19 protein-coding genes are annotated in these 18,186 nt (G+C 65.4%); 14 read left to right on the top strand and 5 right to left on the bottom strand.

Going from position 1 to position 18,186, the window contains the following annotated elements:
* Window positions 1-19 precede the first annotated feature (19 nt).
* The 7 genes from ACFONC_RS05310 (at window position 20) to ACFONC_RS05280 (ending at window position 8,602) form a co-directional block, all read left to right on the top strand.
* Window positions 20-415 carry a hypothetical protein gene (locus tag ACFONC_RS05310; RefSeq protein ID WP_386742673.1) on the top strand — a complete coding sequence of 132 codons (396 nt, stop codon included), beginning with the start codon at window positions 20-22 and terminating at the stop codon, window positions 413-415.
* Between the two features lie 56 nt (window positions 416-471).
* A complete protein-coding gene (locus ACFONC_RS05305) occupies window positions 472-1,752 on the top strand; it encodes a TolC family protein (RefSeq protein WP_386742672.1) in 1,281 nt (426 codons plus the stop codon).
* The gene (locus ACFONC_RS05300; protein WP_386742671.1) at window positions 1,749-3,005 is read left to right on the top strand and encodes an efflux RND transporter periplasmic adaptor subunit; all 1,257 of its coding nucleotides are present in this window, start codon (window positions 1,749-1,751) and stop codon (window positions 3,003-3,005) included. The genes ACFONC_RS05305 and ACFONC_RS05300 overlap by 4 nt, the downstream gene beginning before the upstream one ends.
* Before the next feature lie 22 nt (window positions 3,006-3,027).
* Window positions 3,028-6,210, top strand: a complete 3,183-nt coding sequence (locus ACFONC_RS05295; protein ID WP_386743072.1) for an efflux RND transporter permease subunit — start codon at window positions 3,028-3,030, stop codon at window positions 6,208-6,210.
* 3 nt (window positions 6,211-6,213) lie between these two features.
* Window positions 6,214-6,831, top strand: a complete 618-nt coding sequence (locus ACFONC_RS05290; protein WP_386742670.1) for a cation transporter — start codon at window positions 6,214-6,216, stop codon at window positions 6,829-6,831.
* Window positions 6,832-6,843: 12 nt separating this feature from the next.
* Window positions 6,844-7,173, top strand: coding sequence for a YnfA family protein (locus ACFONC_RS05285; protein ID WP_386742669.1), 330 nt, complete (start codon window positions 6,844-6,846; stop codon window positions 7,171-7,173).
* A gap of 85 nt (window positions 7,174-7,258) precedes the next feature.
* Window positions 7,259-8,602, top strand: coding sequence for an MFS transporter (locus ACFONC_RS05280; protein ID WP_449284278.1), 1,344 nt, complete (start codon window positions 7,259-7,261; stop codon window positions 8,600-8,602).
* Between the two features lie 264 nt (window positions 8,603-8,866).
* Here ACFONC_RS05280 and chrA read toward each other — a convergent pair whose 3' ends face one another.
* From chrA to ACFONC_RS05255, 5 genes are all read right to left on the bottom strand, one after another.
* Window positions 8,867-10,132, bottom strand: a complete 1,266-nt coding sequence (gene chrA, locus ACFONC_RS05275) for a chromate efflux transporter (RefSeq protein WP_386742668.1) — start codon at window positions 10,130-10,132, stop codon at window positions 8,867-8,869.
* A gap of 40 nt (window positions 10,133-10,172) precedes the next feature.
* Window positions 10,173-11,159, bottom strand: coding sequence for a DUF1259 domain-containing protein (locus ACFONC_RS05270; protein ID WP_386742667.1), 987 nt, complete (start codon window positions 11,157-11,159; stop codon window positions 10,173-10,175).
* On the bottom strand, window positions 11,160-12,155 hold the full coding sequence (locus tag ACFONC_RS05265) for a chromate resistance protein ChrB domain-containing protein (protein ID WP_386742666.1): 996 nt from the start codon (window positions 12,153-12,155) through the stop codon (window positions 11,160-11,162).
* A gap of 245 nt (window positions 12,156-12,400) precedes the next feature.
* Window positions 12,401-12,697: a hypothetical protein gene (locus ACFONC_RS05260; protein ID WP_386742665.1), complete on the bottom strand. Its 297-nt coding sequence runs from the start codon at window positions 12,695-12,697 to the stop codon at window positions 12,401-12,403.
* A gap of 61 nt (window positions 12,698-12,758) precedes the next feature.
* Entirely contained in the window at window positions 12,759-13,109 is a 351-nt protein-coding gene (locus ACFONC_RS05255; protein ID WP_386742664.1) for a hypothetical protein, read from the bottom strand.
* 49 nt (window positions 13,110-13,158) lie between these two features.
* Between ACFONC_RS05255 and ACFONC_RS05250 the strand changes: the two genes are divergently transcribed.
* The 7 genes from ACFONC_RS05250 to ACFONC_RS05220 all read left to right on the top strand — a co-directional run bounded on the left by ACFONC_RS05250 (window position 13,159) and on the right by ACFONC_RS05220 (window position 18,137).
* Entirely contained in the window at window positions 13,159-13,644 is a 486-nt protein-coding gene (locus ACFONC_RS05250) for a MerR family transcriptional regulator (RefSeq protein ID WP_386742663.1), read from the top strand.
* A 76-nt stretch (window positions 13,645-13,720) separates the two neighbouring features.
* Window positions 13,721-14,476 (top strand): methyltransferase domain-containing protein, encoded by a 756-nt coding sequence (locus ACFONC_RS05245; RefSeq protein WP_386742662.1) that lies wholly within the window; start codon window positions 13,721-13,723, stop codon window positions 14,474-14,476.
* A 193-nt stretch (window positions 14,477-14,669) separates the two neighbouring features.
* The gene (locus tag ACFONC_RS05240; RefSeq protein WP_386742661.1) at window positions 14,670-15,014 is read left to right on the top strand and encodes a PadR family transcriptional regulator; all 345 of its coding nucleotides are present in this window, start codon (window positions 14,670-14,672) and stop codon (window positions 15,012-15,014) included.
* Complete coding sequence (locus ACFONC_RS05235; protein ID WP_386742660.1) at window positions 15,011-15,499, top strand: DoxX family protein; 489 nt, start codon at window positions 15,011-15,013, stop codon at window positions 15,497-15,499. The genes ACFONC_RS05240 and ACFONC_RS05235 overlap by 4 nt, the downstream gene beginning before the upstream one ends.
* 129 nt (window positions 15,500-15,628) lie before the next feature.
* Window positions 15,629-15,850, top strand: coding sequence for a hypothetical protein (locus ACFONC_RS05230; protein ID WP_386742659.1), 222 nt, complete (start codon window positions 15,629-15,631; stop codon window positions 15,848-15,850).
* A 33-nt stretch (window positions 15,851-15,883) separates the two neighbouring features.
* Window positions 15,884-16,660, top strand: coding sequence for a hemerythrin domain-containing protein (locus ACFONC_RS05225; RefSeq protein WP_386742658.1), 777 nt, complete (start codon window positions 15,884-15,886; stop codon window positions 16,658-16,660).
* 196 nt (window positions 16,661-16,856) lie between these two features.
* Window positions 16,857-18,137: an APC family permease gene (locus ACFONC_RS05220; RefSeq protein WP_386742657.1), complete on the top strand. Its 1,281-nt coding sequence runs from the start codon at window positions 16,857-16,859 to the stop codon at window positions 18,135-18,137.
* Window positions 18,138-18,186: the final 49 nt, after the last annotated feature.

Below are 18,186 nucleotides of genomic sequence, written 5' to 3'. Positions count from 1 at the left end.
ACCGGTATCCTGCGCGGCCATGATCCATTTTCGCCCCCATCGTTGGCAGCCGTTCCTGCGCATTTTTGTGCTGGGGTTGTTTGCGCTGGGGTTGGTGCTGCAGCCGGTTTTGGCAGCCGCCGGTGCGATGCACGACGAACTTGCTCACGATTCCCCCGGCACGCATGTCCATGACCTGCATGCCGACGATGTGGATGCCGACCTGGTCGTGGCCGGTGAACAGGATGAGGACGGGGCCACAACCCTGCACGTGCTGTTGCACTTCGTGCACTGCTGCGGCGGGGCTGCGGCGACTCCACCCATCTTGGACACTCTCCCGGCCGTGGCGCCGACCGGCTTCCTGGCAATTGCGATAACGCCGATTCCGCTGCAAGCACGGCTGACCTCACCGTTCAAGCCTCCGATTTTCGGGTGACTGCGACGCCGGCATGACGTCGGCCCCTGTCTCTCGAACAATTCGGAGCAATCCCCATGCGTTTGCGACTCTCGGCTTTGGCCGTGCTCGTCGTCGTGTGTGCTGTGGCCTTTCCCACGCACGCCGCCGACTCTTTGACCCTGGACGACGCCTTTCGACGCGTCGCCAACACCCATCCCAACTTGCGCCTGTTCGACACCCACCGGGACGTGCTGGAAGCCGAACTGGACCGCGCCGCGCTGCGTCCAGCGCTGATTGCCGGTGCCAGTATCGAGAACGCGTTTGGCACCGGTGAGGCCAGTGGCCTGCAACGTGCCGAGCTGACCCTGACTCTGGCCTCGGTGCTGGAGCGCGGCGGCAAGCTCGACGCACGTCGGACCTTGGCGCAAAGCCGGATCGATGCGCTGGCCGTCGAGCGTGAGGCACAGCGGCTGGATCTGCTGGCCGAGGTGGCGCGTCGGTATCTGGCAATCGTCGCCGCACAGCGCCAAAGCGAAATTGCTCAACTTGATATCGAGCAGCGCGAACGCACTGTCGCTGAAGCCCGCAAACGGCTGCAGGCCGGCGCCTCCCCTGAGTCGGTGGTGCTGACTGCGCAAACTGCGCTGGCCCGGGCCGAACTCGACCGGGCGCGGGCACAGCAGCGCGAGGCGGCCGCCCGCCAGCACCTGGCCGCATTGTGGGGCGAGCGTGCCCCCACGTTTGAGGTGGCCGGCGGGGACCCCTTGGCATTGCCCGCCGTCGCCGAGTTTGCGGTGCTCGCTAATTGGCTGGCGCGGACGCCGGAACTGGCGCAGTTCGTCGGCGAGGCGCGCATTCGCGAGGCCCGTTTGCAACTCGCCCGTAGCCAAGCCACGCCCGACTTGGACTGGCAACTCGGCGTACGCCGGCTGCAGGGCAGCGATGACTTCGGCCTGATCGGCAGCGTCTCGATTCCGCTGGGTAGCGCGAGCCGCGCCCAGCCCGGCATCCGCGCCGCGCAGGCCGAACTGGCCGGGCTGGAAATCGAACGCGAAGCCAAGGGCTTGTCGCTGTACTCGACGCTGGCCGAAGCGCACGGTCGCTACCGTATCGCCGAGGTCGAGGTCGAGCGTCTGCAGGATGACGTGTTGCCTCGGCTGGACAAGGCCGAGGCCGCCACGCGAAAGGCTTACCGCGCCGGCGCGGCGAGCTACCTGGAATGGGCGACGTTGCAGGCCGAGCGCACCGCCGCACGCTGCCAACAACTGGAAGCTGCGCTGGAGGCCCAGCGCGCCCTGATCGAAATCCAGCGGCTGACCGGCCAGGCGTTCGTCGCCGCCGATACCGCGCCTACCGAACAAGGAGTTTCACCGTGAAGCCAATCCACCTGATCGGCGTTCTGGCGCTGGTATTGTCACTGGCTGCCTGCGGTAGCCATTCCAACGAAGACGGGCACGGCCATGAAGGCACCGACGAGCACGCCGGGGCCGAGGCGCCGGAACAAGGCGCGCACGGCGGCCGCCTGCTCAAACAGGACGGCTACGCCGTTGAGCTGGCCATCGCCGAGGACGGCACGCCGCCGAAGTATCAGGCGTGGCTGTACAAGGGCGATGCACCACTGCCGGCCACCGCCGGCACGGTGGAGGTGCGGCTGACCCGGCTGGGCAACGTCGCCGAGAACCACAGGCTCGAGCCGATGCCCGATGGCAGCCTGATGGCCGACAGCGTCGTCGGCGAACCGCACTCGTTCGATGTCGAAGTGCTCGCCACCGTCGCTGGCGCCCGGTTGCGCTGGACCTACCCGAGCTACGAAGGCCGCACGGTGATCGCCGCCGAAGTGGCCACGCGGTCCGGCATCAAGGTCGAACCGGCCGGGCCGGGTGTGATTGCCGACCAGCACGAGGTGCAGGGCCTGCTGACCCCGATCGAAGGCCGCGTGGCCGAGGTCACCGCGCGCTTCCCCGGCCCGATACGCTCGCTGCGTGCCAATGTCGGCGACGAGGTGAGCGCGCGCCAGGCGCTGGCGACGATCGAGAGCAACCTCAGCCTCAGCAACTACACCGTCACCGCGCCCATTTCCGGTGTGGTCACTGCACGCAACGCGTCGGTCGGCGGCATCGCGAGCGCGGACACCGCGCTGTTCGAGATTGCCGATCTGTCGCAGCTATGGGTGGACCTGCACATTTTCGGTGCCGATGCGCAGCACATCCGCCCCGGCGTGCCGGTCACGGTCACTCGCATGAGCGATGGTGCGACCGTCGAAACCACCCTAGAACGCGTGCTGCCCGGTACCGCCACCGCCAGCCAGAGCACGGTTGCCCGCGCCACCATCGACAACAGCGACGGCCTGTGGCGGCCGGGCACCGCGGTGAAGGCGCGGATCACGGTCGAGCGCAAACCTGCGGAGCTGGTGGTGCCGCTGTCGGCATTGCAGACCTTCCGGGACTGGGACGTGGTGTTCGTGCGCGTGGGCGACACCTACGAGGTGCGGCCGGTTGAGTTGGGCAAGCGCGACGGCGAACGGGTGGAAATCCTGTCGGGTCTGGACAAGGGCGATCAGGTCGTGAGCGAGCAGAGCTATCTGATCAAGGCCGATATCGAGAAATCGGGGGCTTCCCATGACCACTGACCACCGACCTGGGGGGATCAAGTTGCTCGAAAGAATCATACGGTTCGCCATCGCGCACCGATGGCTGATGCTGGTCGCCACACTGGGCCTGATCGCGGTGGGCATCTGGAGCTTCACCAGGCTGCCGATCGACGCAACGCCGGATATCACCAACGTCCAGGTACAGATCAACACCGAAGCGCCGGGCTACTCGCCGCTGGAATCAGAGCAGCGCGTGACCTATCCGATCGAGACCGCCCTGGCCGGGTTGCCGGGGCTGGATTACACCCGCTCGATCTCGCGCTATGGGCTGTCGCAGGTCACCGTCGTGTTCGAGGACGGCACCGACCTGTACTTCGCCCGCCAGTTGGTGGCGCAACGCCTGCAGCAGATCCGGTCGCAGATTCCCGAAGCGCTGGAGCCCGAGATGGGGCCGACTGCGACGGGTCTGGGCGAGATCTTCATGTACACCGTCGATGCCGATCCGCAGGCGCGCAAGCCCGACGGCACACCGTGGACGGCGACCGACTTGCGCACCTTGCAGGATTGGGTGATCCGTCCGCAGCTACGCAACACGCCGGGGGTGACCGAGGTCAACACCATCGGCGGCTATGCCCGGCAGATCCACATCACGCCCAATCCGGCCAAGCTGGTCGCCCTGGACTTCACCCTGCATGACGTGGTCGCCGCGGTCGCGGACAACAACCAGAACGTGGGAGCGGGCTACATTGAGCGTAACGGCCAGCAGTTCCTGGTGCGGGTGCCCGGCCAGGTCGGCGGGCTCGATGAGATCCGCGACATCGTGCTCGACCGCCGCGAAGGCGTGCCGATTCGTGTGCGCGACGTCGCCGAAGTGGGCGAAGGGCCGGAACTGCGCGGTGGCGCGGCGACCCAGAACGGCCGGGAGGTCGTGCTGGGCACTGTGTTCATGCTGGTCGGTTCCAACAGCCGCGAGGTCGCGCAGGCGACCGCGGCGAAACTGGAGGAGGCCGCCGCCAGCCTGCCGCCCGGCGTGTCGGCCAACGCGGTCTACGACCGCACCGACCTGGTCGATCGCACCATCGCGACGGTGTCGAAGAACCTAGTGGAGGGCGCACTGCTGGTGATAGTGGTGCTGTTCCTGCTGCTGGGCAATTTTCGCGCGGCGCTGATCACCGCCGCGGTGATTCCCCTGGCCATGTTGTTCACCGTCACCGGCATGGTGCGTGGCGGCGTGTCCGGCAACCTGATGAGCCTGGGCGCCCTCGACTTCGGCTTGATCGTCGACGGCGCAGTGATCATCATCGAGAACTGCCTGCGTCGTTTCGGCGAAATGCAGCACCGTCTCGGCCGGGTGCTGACCAACGAGGAGCGCCACGACCTGACTGCCTCGGCTACCGCGGAGGTGATCCGGCCGAGCCTGTTCGGCCTGGGCATCATCGCTGCCGTATATCTACCGATCTTCGCGCTCACCGGCATCGAAGGAAAGATGTTCCATCCGATGGCGATCACCGTGGTGCTGGCCCTGACTGGCGCGATGGTGCTATCGCTGACGTTCGTGCCCGCCGCAGTTGCGATCCTCCTTGGCGGGCGCGTCGAGGAGAAGGAAAACCGGATCATGCAGTGGGCCAGGCGACGCTACGCGCCCGCGCTGTCGTGGTCGCTGCGGCACCGGCCGTGGGTGCTAGGAGGTGCTCTGGCGCTGGTGGTGCTGTCCGGGCTGCTTGCCGCGCGGATGGGGACCGAGTTCATACCGACCCTGGATGAGGGCGACATCGCGGTGCATGCGTTGCGCATTCCAGGCACGGGACTGGGACAGGCGGTGGAGATGCAGATCGCGCTGGAAGAGCGGCTTGTGCAGTTTCCCGAGGTCGAGCGCGTATTCAGCAAGATCGGCACCGCCGAGGTCGCCACCGACCCGATGCCACCGTCGGTCGCCGATACCTTCCTGATCATGAAACCGCGCTCGGAATGGCCGGACCAGCGCAAGGCCAAGGAGCAATTGATCGCAGAAATCAGTGCGGCACTGAGCGAGATCCCGGGCAACAAGTACGAGTTCACCCAGCCGATCCAGATGCGCATGAACGAGTTGATCTCCGGCGTACGCGCGGAAGTGGCGATCAAGGTCTTCGGCGATGATCTGGAGACGTTGGTCGAGGTCGGCGAGCGGATCGAGGCGGTGACCGCGCAGGTCCAGGACGCCGCCGATGTCAAGCTGGAACAGACCACCGGGCTGCCGCTGTTGACGGTGATTCCCGATCGCGCGGCATTGGCCCGCTACGGGCTCAACCCCGGCGCCGTGCAGGAGACAGTGTCTACCGCGGTGGGTGGTGAGGTCGCCAGCCAACTGTTCGACGGCGATCGCCGCTTCGACATCGTCGTCCGTCTGCCGGAAAAGATGCGCGAGGACCCCGCAACGTTGGCCGACCTGCCGGTTCCGCTGATGCCGAATGTCAACCAGGATGAGTCGGGACGCCCGGCGGCCTGGACTGTGGGTGCACCGAATGCGGTCCCGCTGCGTGAAGTCGCCGCCATCGAACGCGTGCTCGGGCCGAACCAGATCAACCGTGAAAACGGCAAGCGCCGTGTGGTGGTGACGGCGAATGTGCGTGGCCGCGACCTGGGCGGCTTCATGGAAGAGTTGCGGCAACGGATCGACGCCGAAGTTCAGTTGCCTGCCGGCTACTGGGTCGACTATGGCGGCACGTTCGAACAGTTGATCTCGGCGAGCAAGCGCCTGTCTCTGGTCGTACCACTGACCCTGGTCGTGATCTTCGGCTTGCTGTTCATGGCGTTCGGCTCGGCGAAAGATGCGGTGATCGTCTTCAGCGGCGTGCCCCTGGCACTGACCGGCGGCGTGATCGCGCTCATGCTGCGGGGCATCCCGCTGTCGATCTCGGCCGGCGTAGGCTTCATTGCACTGTCGGGTGTGGCGGTGCTCAATGGCCTGGTCATGATCGCTTTCATCCGCAAGCTGCGCGAGCAGGGGGATCCGTTGGACAATGCGATCGTGGACGGTGCGCTGGGCCGCCTGCGTCCGGTGCTGATGACGGCGCTGGTGGCCTCATTGGGCTTCCTGCCGATGGCGTTCAACGTCGGCGCGGGTTCGGAAGTACAACGGCCGCTGGCGACGGTGGTGATCGGCGGTATCGTGTCCTCGACCCTGCTCACGCTGCTGGTGTTGCCCACGCTTTACCGCTGGTTGCACCGGGGCGAGGAGAATCGTCAGACATTGCAGGAGACTTAGCGCATGGGCGATTCATGCTGCAGCGGCACCGTCGACATCCGCGCCCTGGAGGCGCGGCAGCGTCGGGTGTTGATGATCGTGCTGGCGATCAACATCGCCATGTTCGTGATGATGTTGATGGCGGCGATCTACAGCGGTTCATCTTCTCTGCTGTCGGGCGGGCTGGACAGCCTCGGCGATGCGCTCACCTACCTGCTGAGCCTGGCGGTGATCGGCGCCAGCGGTCGGGCCAAGGCCCGGGTGGCGCTGTTCAAAGGCGTGTTGATCCTTGGCGCCGCAATTGCGGTCGCGATCCAGATCGGCTGGCGTCTTACGCACCCGGGTGTGCCGATCTTCGAGGCCATCGGCATCGCAGCGATGGTCAATCTGGCCTTCAACGGCATCTGTCTGTGGCTGCTGACCCCATACCGCCATGGCGACGTGAACATGGCCTCGGCGTGGGAGTGCTCACACAATGACGTGTGGGAGGGCTGCGCGGTGTTGCTTGCGGCGATCGGCGTCTGGTTGTTCGACGCCGGCTGGCCGGACCTGGTCATTGCCGCGGCGCTGCTGATGATGTTTCTGCGCTCGGCCTGGCGGGTGCTTCGTGCAGCGCTGGTTGAACTCAGGCAAACATCCTGAGGCAGGAGAGTCATGGACCCGTTCAAGACCATAGGACTGTTCGCGATCACTGCCGTTGCCGAGATCGTCGGCTGCTATTTGCCCTACTTGTGGTTGCGCGACCGCGCCGGCGTCTGGGTGCTGGTGCCAGCAGCGGTGTCATTGGCGGCGTTTGTCTGGTTGTTGAGCCTGCATCCACAAGCTGCCGGACGGACGTATGCAGCTTACGGCAGTATTTATGTCGCGATGGCGCTGGTCTGGCTGTGGGCGGTCGATGGAATCCGACCGGATCGCTGGGATGTCTTGGGCGCCAGCCTTGCCTTGGGCGGCATGGCCATCATTGCCTTTGCCCCGAGGCCGTGATCACGCAGCGGAACTGGCGGACGAGTGCGCACACTCTGGTTGTGGGCAACTCACAGCTGGTTCGGCACAGAAGTGATTCACTGGAATGCTCTCGATGATCGATGTTCTACGGCACCCCGGTTTCCGGCGATTGTTCCTGGCGCAGGTCGTAGCGCTGGTCGGCACCGGCTTGGCGACGGTAGCGCTGGCACTGCTGGCCTACGACCTGGCCGGCGAGCGCGCCGGCGCGGTGCTCGGCACGGCGCTGGCGATCAAGATGGCGGTCTATGTGCTGTTGGCGCCGCTAGCCGCCTCGTTTGTACCACTGGCGCATCGCAAAGCCGTACTGATCACGCTGGACATCGTCCGTGCATGCATTGTCTTGGCGCTGCCGTTCGTCACCGATATCTGGCAGGTATACCTCCTGGTCGCACTGCTGCAATCCGCCTCGGCCTGCTTCACTCCATTGTTCCAGTCTCTGATCCCGGAGATCCTTGTCGAGGAGCGTGACTACACGCGTGCCTTGTCATTGACGCGGTTGGCCTACGACCTGGAGAACCTGCTCAGCCCGGCCATTGCGGCAGGACTGCTGACCCTGGTTAGCTTCCACGTGCTCTTCGGTGGAACCTCAGCGGGCTTTGCGGTATCCGCGTTGCTGGTGTTCACCACCGTGTTTCCGCAAGCCGCGGCCCCTGTCTCTCAACAGCGGCCCTATGCCAGAGCGTTCCGCGGCATGCGCATCTACCTGCATACGCCGCGACTGCGCGGACTGCTTGCATTGCACCTGTGTGCCGCCGCCGGCGGTGCGATGGTGCTGGTCAACACCGTGGTAATCGTGCGCGGCACGTTAGATGGCGGCGATCCACAAGTCGCCTGGGCCCTTGGAGCTTTCGGAGGTGGCTCCATGCTGGTGGCGTTGCTGCTGCCGAAGCTGCTGGACCATGTCCCGGATCGAGGGGTGATGCTGACCGCGGCACTGACGATGACGCTCGGGCTGTTCGCCACGACGTTGCTATGGATGATGGCGCCGAACTGGCTTGGCTGGTGGACCCTACTGCCTGCGTGGACAGTTCTCGGGATGGCGTACTCGGGGCTGCAGACGCCCGGTGGGCGCCTGTTGCGCCGTTCCGCCAGGACCACCGATCTGCCGTCAGTATTTGCCGCGCAGTTCTCACTGTCCCACGCCTGCTGGCTGGTCGCTTATCCGCTGGCCGGCTGGCTGGGAGCCGCGCTCGGGCTCGGCGCGGCGTTGGCAGCCTTGAGCATCGTGGCGTTGGCGGGGCTGCTGGTTGCGTGGCGGGTGTGGCCGAAGCATGACCCGTCGGTGGTCTCCCACCATCATCCGGAATTGCCGCTGGATCATCCGCACTGGAGCGACCAGGCGGGCGGCACTGACGCAGGTCACGCGCACGTCTACCGCATCGACGAACTGCACTCGCGCTGGCCATAGCGATGAACCGATAGATCTACTCGACGACTGATTGATTCTCTTGAGCACTGGTACTGGTCGTCTGGCACTGGACGCGCTCTTGATCGTCAATGGCAGGAATAGCTTTAGCTTCTCTCGCGTTGTCTTGTACCGTCGGCTCGCCAGGCAGTATGCGGTGACCGGAGGGCTCTCGCCGGACAGTCCCGAGCGGCGTGTCGAGCCCGACTGCGGGGGCAATCGACGTTCGGACGTGGCGGACGATCGAACCGCCGTGCGCGGGCGCGCTCAGGCCTGAACGTCGATCGACGAAGACAGCCAACCCCACAGTGCCGCGGCGGTGGTCACCGCAGGTATCACCAGCTTCGCCTTCGACGCAAACAGCGCTGTCAGCACCAGTGCGAACAGGATCACCGCCTCCAGCCCGGTCAGGCTGACCTTGAGCAACGCCAGCGTGGTGCCGGCGATCAACCCGACCACACCGGCGGTGAGCCCTTCCAGGAACAATCGGATACGCGGCTGGTGCACCAGCCGCTCCAGCGCATCGTGGCCGATCAGGGTGAACGAGAACGCCGGCAGGAAGATGCCGACGGTCATCGCGACCGCGCCCCAAGGTCCGCCCCCCAGATAGCCGACGAAGGTCGAGAAGATGATCAGTGGCGCCGGTAGCAGGCCCGACAGCGCCAATCCGTCGAGGAACTGCGTGTTGTTCATCCACGCGCCCTGTGTGACCGCATCGCGCTGCAGGAACGGGATCACCGTGTAGGCACCGCCGAAGGTCAGCAAACCGGCTTTCAGGCCAGACCAGAACAACGCCAGCAGCGGCATGCCGTCGCGACGCACGGGCTCGGCGTCGGCCACGCTGCCGCTCAGGACCGCGAAGCCGGTCAATCCGTCCATGACTACTGTGTAGCCGATTACCCCGGCCACAGCCACTGCGACCAATGCCCACGCCAGTAGTTGGAACTGCCGTTGCGCCAGCAGGTAGACCCCGCCGGCGACGGTCAGGATGATTCCGAAGTGGATGTCCGCCAACTTCGCCGCGGTCGCGCCGACGGCGATGCCCCACAGCCAGCGGTCGGTCACCACGTGCTCGCCGATGCGCACTACCGCGCGCACGATCAGTGCGGCGACCGCGACCTGCACCGCCGCGAACACCGCTGCCACGCCCTGCGTCTGCAGGCCGTAGCGTACATAGGCCCACGACAGCGCGAACATCAGCACGAACCCGGGCAGCATGAAGCCGAGCCCGGCCAGCACGCCGCCCCAGCGGCCGCGCGAGCGCATGCCGAAGTACACGCACAGCTCGTGCGCCTCGGGGCCGGGCAGCACCTGGTAGACCGCCAGCACGCGATTGAAATGCGCGCTGCTGACCCAGCGCTGTTCGTCGACCAGCTCCTGCCGGATCATCGCGATCTGCGCGACCGGGCCGCCCCAGGCCAACGCGCCGAAGCGCAAAAAACGCAGGAACAGCCGCAGCCACGGCTCGCGTGGCACCGCATAGCCAGCGGCGTCGCCGTTGGACAGTGGCACGTCACTGATCGGTGTCGTCATGGTTCGGCCGCCTTCACGGAATCGCGTCGTGGCGACAGGATCAATGAGTCGTGTGCGGCGCTGCCGCCTCGTCGACAGCAGCCTGGGCGTCCAACGCGCTGCGGAAGCCGCGCGCCAGTTCCGCCGCCGGCCCCTTGCCCCAGACATGGGTGAAGTAGAACCCGGGCTGCTCGCCCATCATGTGGTTGTGCAGCGCGACGACATGCAGCCCGGCCTTGCGCAGGGCGCGCAGCACCGGCTGCACCTCGTTGCCGGTCATGATGAAGTCGCCGTCGATCGCGGCCAGCACATCGCCGCCGCTGAATGCCGCCCAGGTCGTCAGCCCCATCGAGGCGCCGATCGCCTGGCCGTGCATGCGCCCCCCGCGCCCGATCGTGATCTTGACCACGCCATCATTGACCGATGCGGGATATCCCACGATCTCGGCAAGCGCGTCGGCGTCGAATTCGCCGGCCACCGGCGTGTCGCCACCAAAACCGGTCGCCGGTTGCGGCCGCGCCGTGCGGACGGCGCGAATCGCGTCCCACACCGCCTTGACGCCGGCCGCCAGCGACTCGGCTTCGCCCACACCGCCGATGTGCATGAAGTAGACCTTGGGCGAATCGTAGAAGAAGTGGTTGTGCAGCGCGGTGACGTCGAGACCGTGCGCGAAGGCCGCGTCCATCGCGGCATCCACCTCATCCTGGAACACCACCGTGTCGCCCATGACCATCGCCCCGGTATCGGTCGCGGTGAACGCCGCCCACGAACCCAGGCCGGCCGCAGGTGGCAGCGGCATCCCGTCGACGGTGACCTCGACATCGTTGCGACTCCAACCGATCCGGACCACGCCATCGTCGGCGACGGTCGGCTTGGTGCCGCTCGCCTCGGCGATCATTTGCGGATCTACGGGTTTCGCAGCGAATGCAGGCGCCGCACCAACGGCCCAAGCCAGCATCGCGGCCACGGAAAGCATGGAGCGGAATTGACGGCAGTTCATCGCAGATCTCCAATCGAGTGGGAGGGTGGCGTTTACCGGCGCGGGCACTCACGGCTCCGGTACGGCGTTTTCATTTAGCTTGGTGCTCGACGTATCTGATCGGCTTGGTTGTCCATAGCTCGCGTAGAGGCTGTCGAGCACGGTCGACATCGCCGCCAGCAGCGCGTCGTCGTCGGTCGCCTGGGCACGGGCGCCGGTCAGGATGGCGGTGAACCCGGCCGCTTCCGGCACCGGCGCGCCGCCCACGTCCAGGTAATGCACCAGCGCGCCGAGACGGGCCAGGCCCTCGTCGCTGTCCAGCGCGAAGCTGGCGACCAGTACCTCGAACGTGACCCGCGGCCCGACGTGGCTGAACCGAGCACCGTCGAAGTCGAATCCCAACGCCAATGCCGGGCAGTCCTGCGGATGCTCCAGCCAGAGAAAGCGGGCTTCGGCATCGATGAAACGGCGGATCAGCCACGCCGACGCGACCCGATCGACCCACAGCCGCCGTCGCGTCGCCCAAGTGCGGCCCTGGAACTCGACACGGTTGCACGAGGTCACGTGGCCGGAGGCCGCGTGGGGCTCGTCGGGCGAGAAGCGCCGGTTGGCGAGGGCCTCGGCGTCGGCGAGCGCCTGCTCGATCTGGAGCCGCGCCGGCCCCGGAAAATAGTCGATCGCTGCCAGTGCGGCGGCTTCGCGTCGCATGGCCGCCAGCTGCCGCCGCGCTTCGATTTCGTCGACTGTCGCGAGCCCGGACTTGATCGCGTCGAGCTTTCCGAACAGCGCGGCGTAGTCCTCGCTGTGATCGAACAGGCGCTCCAGTTCGGCTTGCTGGCTCGGATCCGTGCTGTCGAAGCTGACGATCTGGGCGGTGCCGCCGATCGCGGCCACCGCCCGCGCCTGTTCCTCGAACATGGCAGTTGCGGCCCCGGAACGCGGCAACACATACACCCCGTCGCGCAAAGCGCAGGCGCCGCTGGCCTTGAGCGCTCGCCAGATGCGCATCCGTGCGGCCGGATTGGAGCCGGGGGCGCTGCTCACCAGCATCAGCCAAGCGTTCATGTAGAAGATATAACACACAGAATGTAGGAATTACGACAATAGTGTCGACATCGCCGTGGGGGCAGTTCGCCGCAGGCCCGCACCAGGAGAAGTTGCCATGAGGTCCCGATCAATCACGTATGTGTTTGCGGTTCTTGCGCTCGCTGTTTCATCGGCGCGCTCATCTCCCCAGCAGGAGACGCGCCTGTCAGAGAACTGGTTGCCCACCACGTGCGAGGAACTGGATCGCCTTAGTGAAGAGAGGTCTAGCCGCGTAGTGCCCCGATCACGAGCGGCTCGATACGCGGCCAAGTCAATGCACCCCCCAGCGCCAACGTTGCTGTCCCCATCAGCCAGAGCGTTGTGGAAGCCGGCCACGCCTTGGACTTCAAGGACTGCCGCCAAGTCCAGAGCCAACCGGCCAGAACCAGCACGACCGCCAGCCCTGTCGCCCAGGCATGAGCGCTCCCCAGCCAGGCCAGCACGCTTCCTGCGGTCGTCAGCGCGATCGCCGGCAGTGCGATCGGCAGCACACAGCAGACACCGCAGGCGAGGGCAGCCATGGCGGCGGTCGCGGCAGTTGCTCCGATAGTCCGCCCGCTTTTAACTGATGAAGGTGTCAAGTCAGCATGCTCCGCAGCATGATGAGGCGTCAGACGCTTCTTGCGCGGCGTGAAACGGAGCCAGCAGGGCGTCGGCGTTGTCTTCCTGGCCGTTTGGAACCGTGATGCCCAATTCCACAGTCTCGGCGGCTTTTCGCAGGTCGAACCGCAGGAAGGCGCAGCAGTCCTGCTCACGGGCGACCATTTCCTGAACCTCGGGGAACGCTTCTCCGGCATAGGTGAGGATCAAGGTCGCACCTTGGCGGCGATGGCCACGCAAGGATCTGGCGTTCAATGTCGCAATCCAGGCCACACGCTCCTTGAAATCGCGTGCTTCCAGGGAGCACACGGGCGGAGAAGAAATCTGGCTCATGGGAGTTTCCTTGTTGCGGGATGCGGACTAGCCTAGACCTTCAAGTAACTTGAAGTTCAAGAGGCATTTCATGGTCGCGTCAGGACTGAAGATCGGGAGTCTCGCCAAGGCGGCGGGCACGAGCACACCTACCGTTCGCTATTACGAGCAGATCGGCCTGATGCCGCGCCCCACCCGCGATGCCGGCAGCCAACGGGCCTATGGGGAAGCCGACCTGCGCCGGTTGATTTTCATTCGCCGCTGCCGCGATTTTGGATTCCCCATCGACCAGGTGCGGCTTCTGGTCTCACTGGTACAGGACCGCGAGCGCTCCTGTCTGGAAGCGCGTGATCTAGCACACGACCATTTGCGGGAGATCCGCAGGAAACTTGCTGAGCTGCGGGAACTCGAACGCAGCGTTGCGGGGTTCGTAAAAAGTTGCGATCAGCTCTGTGCGGGCGGTCCCGGGGCGGAGTGCGTGATACTGGAAGAACTCGCAGATGGCGGGTCGGGTTCGACGCTGAAACCATCAGCGCAGGCGTCGCGGAGCCGCTGACCTTTCCCGCGCTCCGGCCACACAAATGTTACGGACAGTCTGGTGCGCAACGGACCAGCTGCCCGAGAGGAATGTCATGGAACCGATCAGAACCTTCGGATTGTTCATGCTCACGGCGGTGGCAGAAATTGTCGGCTGTTACCTGACCGCCGTGCAAGAGTATTCTAGTTGTCTGCACCCGTCTGGTGAAGCGCGCATGACTGCAGGTGAACCGAATGATCGTGCCGCTCACTGGGAAGCGGTGTATCAGCAGAAGGCACCCACGGCCGTCAGTTGGTATCGGGGGCACCTCGATACCTCCCTGGCTCTTCTGGAGCAAGCCGGAATGGGTCCGGACAGCCGCGTCATCGACGTGGGCGGTGGCGCGTCGACCTTGGTCGACGATCTGCTCGACCGGGACGTGCGCACCGTGGCCGTGCTGGACCTGTCCGCCAAGTCGCTGGACGTGGCCCGGGCCCGGCTGGGACCGCGCGCCGGTCGGGTAACTTGGCTCACAGGGGATGTGACCCGGTTGGCGCTCCCAACGGCGGCCTACACTCATTGGCATGATCGAGCGGTCCTGCATTTCCTGACCAAGCCCGACGACGTGCAGGCCTACGCCGCACAGGCCGCGCATGCGATCGTGCCGGGCGGCCATGCCGTGATCGGCGGGTTCTCGCCGGACGGTCCTGAGCGGTGCTCGGGTCTGCCGGTGACGCGGCGCTCGGCGCACGAAATCGCGGCCGCGCTGGGTCCGTCCTTCGCCCTTGTCACGTCCGTGTCAGAGCAGCACCGCACGCCGGACGGAGCCGAGCAGTCCTTCGCCTATGCCTTGCTCAGACGGGAGCCGTAACGGCAGCGCAGGGGTTTGACGTTCGTCGTTTCTCGACGCCTGCCTCTCTCATCTCGCCTCGACGACCGGCTGACTGCGGGCAACTTCCTTGGCAGCGTTCTGAAAATGCACCCAGTGACACGACAGGACGGGTGTATCCGTTCGCATCTTGCCTTCACGCCATCGTAATCGGTTTACGATATTGTTATCCAATATGACTACCGAACTGCTGTCCGGGCTGATCCCACTGCACATCCTGCATCACGCGGCCCAGGAGGACATCTACGGCCAGTGGATGATCGAAGAGCTGCGCCACCATGGATACCGCATCGGCCCCGGCACGCTGTACCCCATGCTCCATCGACTGGAGGAGCGTGGCTATCTGCAGGTGCGGGAGGAGCGAAACGGCCGCACGATGCGGCGCTATTACCGGGCGACTGCCAAAGGCAAGGCGGCGGTCACGACAGCCCGGCATCACGTCGCCGAGCTGTTCGGTGAAATGGCGGACGCCGACATCAAGAACAAGCGCACTGGCGCGCGGAGAGGGCGCAAGACATGAAATCCTGGCAACCGACGAACGACAGCGGCGCGGTCATCCTGATCCGGATCGCCGTCGGGCTGGCGGTGTTCTTTCCCGAAGGGCTGCAGAAGCTGATATTCCCGGAGATCCTCGGTACCGGCCGTTTCGTGAACATCGGCATTCCGTGGCCGGAGTTCTTCGGGCCGTTCGTCGGGGTCGTCGAGACGGTGTGCGGTCTGTTGATCGTTCTGGGATGGTGCACCCGAGTGGCCGCGGTTCCGCTGATCGTCATCATGATCGTGGCGTTGCTCTCGACCAAGCTGCCGATCCTGCTCGGACAGGACTGGTGGATATTCAACCTGCGCGAGCTGGACCGTTACGGGTTCTGGAGCGCCCAGCACGAAGCCAGAACGGACATGGCGATGCTCCTGGGTTCGCTGTTTCTCTTGATGGTCGGCGGCGGGCGCTACTCCGTCGACCACTGGCTGCAGCGTCGCCGAGTGGCGCCGGCAAAGGTCAACTGAGGCTCGCCGATGACCCGTCTGTCTCATTGAAGGGGGAACCGATTTCGGAATGGTGCGCCACTCCGAATGCAGCGTGGCTGCATGACAGCCACTCACCCAACTGGCCCTTGCGGTTCAGGAGAAATCGAGATGAACGACCGTATGCAATATCCCGAAAGCGACCCCCGCCACCACACGCTGAAGATCAAGAACATGCTGCACGACTCGATGCAGCACATCCGCGAGGACACCGCCAAGGTGTCGGACCCGAAGGCACAGGCGCTGTTCGAAACCTCGGCCGAGGTATTGAACGGACTCATCACGGCTTACAACCATTTCGAGCAGCGCAGCGAGAGCGCGTGGAAACAGTAAGCAACTAACGAAACGACAAGTCGGAGGTGCCCCATGGCCAGCCATTCCAATCATTCCTGCGATTCCGACCGTCGGCGCTGGATGGTCGCCGTCGGCGTGAGCACATTTGGCTTGGCCTTGGGGCCGCCGTTCGCTCGCGCAGCGCAGGGCGGGCCGACGCAAGAGCATGGCGAAGAGATGGCGGTGACCGCCGCCGAAGACTTGATGCGGGAGCATGGCGTGCTGCGCCGGGCTCTGCTGGTCTATTCGGAGGCTGCGGCGCGGCTGACGCAAGGCAGGGACGAGGTGCCGGCCAGCGCTCTGGGCCAGATGGCCGATCTGTTCCGCCGATTTGGCGAGGACTACCACGAGCGCAGCCTGGAGGAGGCGCATGTGTTCCCCGCCTTGATCAAGGGCGGTGGTCGCAATGCCGTGCTCGCCAAGACATTGATCAGCCAACACGAGCGCGGGCGGGAGATCACGGACTTCATTGCCGCGTCCACTCGCGGCGGCCACATCGCCAGCGGCGCCGCTGCGCCTCTGGCAGCGACACTGACGGACTTCGTGCGCATGTATCAGCACCATGCCGCAATCGAGGATACGGTCATCTTCCCGGCCTGGAAGCAGGGGATCACGCCGGCGCGCTATCGCGAACTGTCGGAGGAGTTCGAGGAACTCGAACACAAGTTGTTCGGGGAGGATGGCTATGACGATGCCGTGAAGCAGGTTGCCGAAGCGGAGCGGGCGTTCGGGCTTGCGGATCTGAGCGCGCTGACCGCCCCGAAACCTCCAGGGATTTCGGCACCCACTGCGCCTCCTTCGGTCGATTGATCCCATAGGAAAGCAGTACGCGGGAGGCGTTCGGTAGTGAACGGCGCTGTGATGATCTTCCTCACGAGGTCGCCTGCATGGCTTGCCAAACGGCGGAGGGCATGGAATTCATGAACGACCAGCCGCTGTTCCGCGCCGATCTTCCGATTCCGCCGGCAGGTGCCCACGCCAGTGATGGGGCTGGAGCCACGGTCCAATGACCACGCCAGCTCAGGCCAGTCCCGCCGAGCCGACCCGGCTGGCACGCAAGCTCCACACGTTCGACGCAATCGTGATCGGGTTGGGGGCAATGATCGGCGCCGGTGTATTCGCCGTCGTCGGGCCGGCGGCGCAGGCCGCCGGCACCGGCTTGCTGGCGGCGCTGGCGATCGCCGCCCTGGTGGCTTACTGCAACGCGTTGTCCTCGGCGCAGTTGGCGGCGCTCTATCCTGAGTCGGGCGGTGCCTACGTCTACGGCCGTAAGCGGCTCGGCGGGCTGTGGGGCTTTCTGGCCGGATGGGGTTTTGTGGTTGGCAAACTGGCCAGTTGCGCGGCGATGGCACTCACGTTCGCGAGCTATGCCGCTCCTGAACGGACGCGGCCGCTCGCGGTCACCGCGGTGCTGGCAATGACCGCGGTGAATTACTTCGGCATCAAGAAGACCGCCATGCTGACGCGTGCCATCGTGCTCGTGGTGCTGGTCTCGCTGGCGGCGGTGATCGCCGCAACGCTGTATGGCGGGCAGATCGAGCCTGAGCGCCTGCAGCCCTGGACCGGTACCAGCCCCTACGGCGTCCTGCAAGCGGCCGGCCTCTGGTTCTTTGCTTTTGCCGGTTACGCGCGACTGGCAACGCTGGGGGAAGAAGTGATTGACCCGGCACGAACGATCCCGCGCGCAATTCCGATCGCACTCGGTATCACCCTGCTGGTCTACGCCACAGTCGCGATTGCTGCCATGCTGGCAGTCGATCTCGACACGCTTTCGGGTGCGGTCGCGCCCTTGGCTGCCGCCGTCGCAGCCGGAGGCATGCCGGAGTGGGAGCCTGTGGTCCGTATCGGCGCCTCGATAGCCTCACTCGGGGTGCTGCTGTCACTGGTCGTCGGTGTCAGCCGCACCGTATTCTCGATGGCCAACAATCGCGATCTGCCGCACTTCTTCGCGGCCGCCCATGCACGTTATCGTGTGCCGCATCACGCGGAACTGGGCGTGGGTCTGCTGGTTGCGCTGGCCGTTGCGTTTGTCGACCTTCGCTCGGCAATCGGATTCAGTTCATTTACCGTGCTTACGTATTACGCGGTGACCAACTCGGCAGCCTTGACCTTGAATGCCACGGAGCGCCGCTGGCCACGATGGTTGGCCGCAGCCGGCTTGGCAGGCTGTGTGGTGCTCGCGTTCTCCTTGCCCGTGGAATCAGTGATTGTCGGCTCCGCAGTACTGGCAGCCGGGGTGGCGGTCTTCACGCTGCGGGCAAGGTTTGCACCTGGCACAAGGGAGTGAGCGCTAGCTCCAGCGCTGTCGGTGGCCGATAGCTGTAGACGGCGGGCCA

The sequence above is a fragment of the Luteimonas soli genome (assembly GCF_042648865.1).
GTDB lineage: Bacteria > Pseudomonadota > Gammaproteobacteria > Xanthomonadales > Xanthomonadaceae > Luteimonas > Luteimonas soli.
This window is presented reverse-complemented; position numbering and strand designations above follow the sequence as displayed.

Excerpts from the sequence above, each read along its gene's own strand:
- ACFONC_RS05310 (WP_386742673.1), top strand. The coding sequence starts at position 20 with ATGATCCATTTTCGCCCCCATCGTTGGCAGCCGTTCCTGCGCATTTTT.
- ACFONC_RS05305 (WP_386742672.1), top strand. The coding sequence starts at position 472 with ATGCGTTTGCGACTCTCGGCTTTGGCCGTGCTCGTCGTCGTGTGTGCT.
- ACFONC_RS05290 (WP_386742670.1), top strand. The coding sequence starts at position 6,214 with ATGGGCGATTCATGCTGCAGCGGCACCGTCGACATCCGCGCCCTGGAG.
- ACFONC_RS05285 (WP_386742669.1), top strand. The coding sequence starts at position 6,844 with ATGGACCCGTTCAAGACCATAGGACTGTTCGCGATCACTGCCGTTGCC.
- ACFONC_RS05280 (WP_449284278.1), top strand. The coding sequence starts at position 7,259 with ATGCTCTCGATGATCGATGTTCTACGGCACCCCGGTTTCCGGCGATTG.
- chrA (WP_386742668.1), bottom strand. The coding sequence starts at position 10,132 with ATGACGACACCGATCAGTGACGTGCCACTGTCCAACGGCGACGCCGCT.
- ACFONC_RS05265 (WP_386742666.1), bottom strand. The coding sequence starts at position 12,155 with ATGAACGCTTGGCTGATGCTGGTGAGCAGCGCCCCCGGCTCCAATCCG.
- ACFONC_RS05260 (WP_386742665.1), bottom strand. The coding sequence starts at position 12,697 with ATGGCTGCCCTCGCCTGCGGTGTCTGCTGTGTGCTGCCGATCGCACTG.
- ACFONC_RS05255 (WP_386742664.1), bottom strand. The coding sequence starts at position 13,109 with ATGAGCCAGATTTCTTCTCCGCCCGTGTGCTCCCTGGAAGCACGCGAT.
- ACFONC_RS05245 (WP_386742662.1), top strand. The coding sequence starts at position 13,721 with ATGGAACCGATCAGAACCTTCGGATTGTTCATGCTCACGGCGGTGGCA.
- ACFONC_RS05240 (WP_386742661.1), top strand. The coding sequence starts at position 14,670 with ATGACTACCGAACTGCTGTCCGGGCTGATCCCACTGCACATCCTGCAT.
- ACFONC_RS05235 (WP_386742660.1), top strand. The coding sequence starts at position 15,011 with ATGAAATCCTGGCAACCGACGAACGACAGCGGCGCGGTCATCCTGATC.
- ACFONC_RS05230 (WP_386742659.1), top strand. The coding sequence starts at position 15,629 with ATGAACGACCGTATGCAATATCCCGAAAGCGACCCCCGCCACCACACG.
- ACFONC_RS05225 (WP_386742658.1), top strand. The coding sequence starts at position 15,884 with ATGGCCAGCCATTCCAATCATTCCTGCGATTCCGACCGTCGGCGCTGG.
- ACFONC_RS05220 (WP_386742657.1), top strand. The coding sequence starts at position 16,857 with ATGACCACGCCAGCTCAGGCCAGTCCCGCCGAGCCGACCCGGCTGGCA.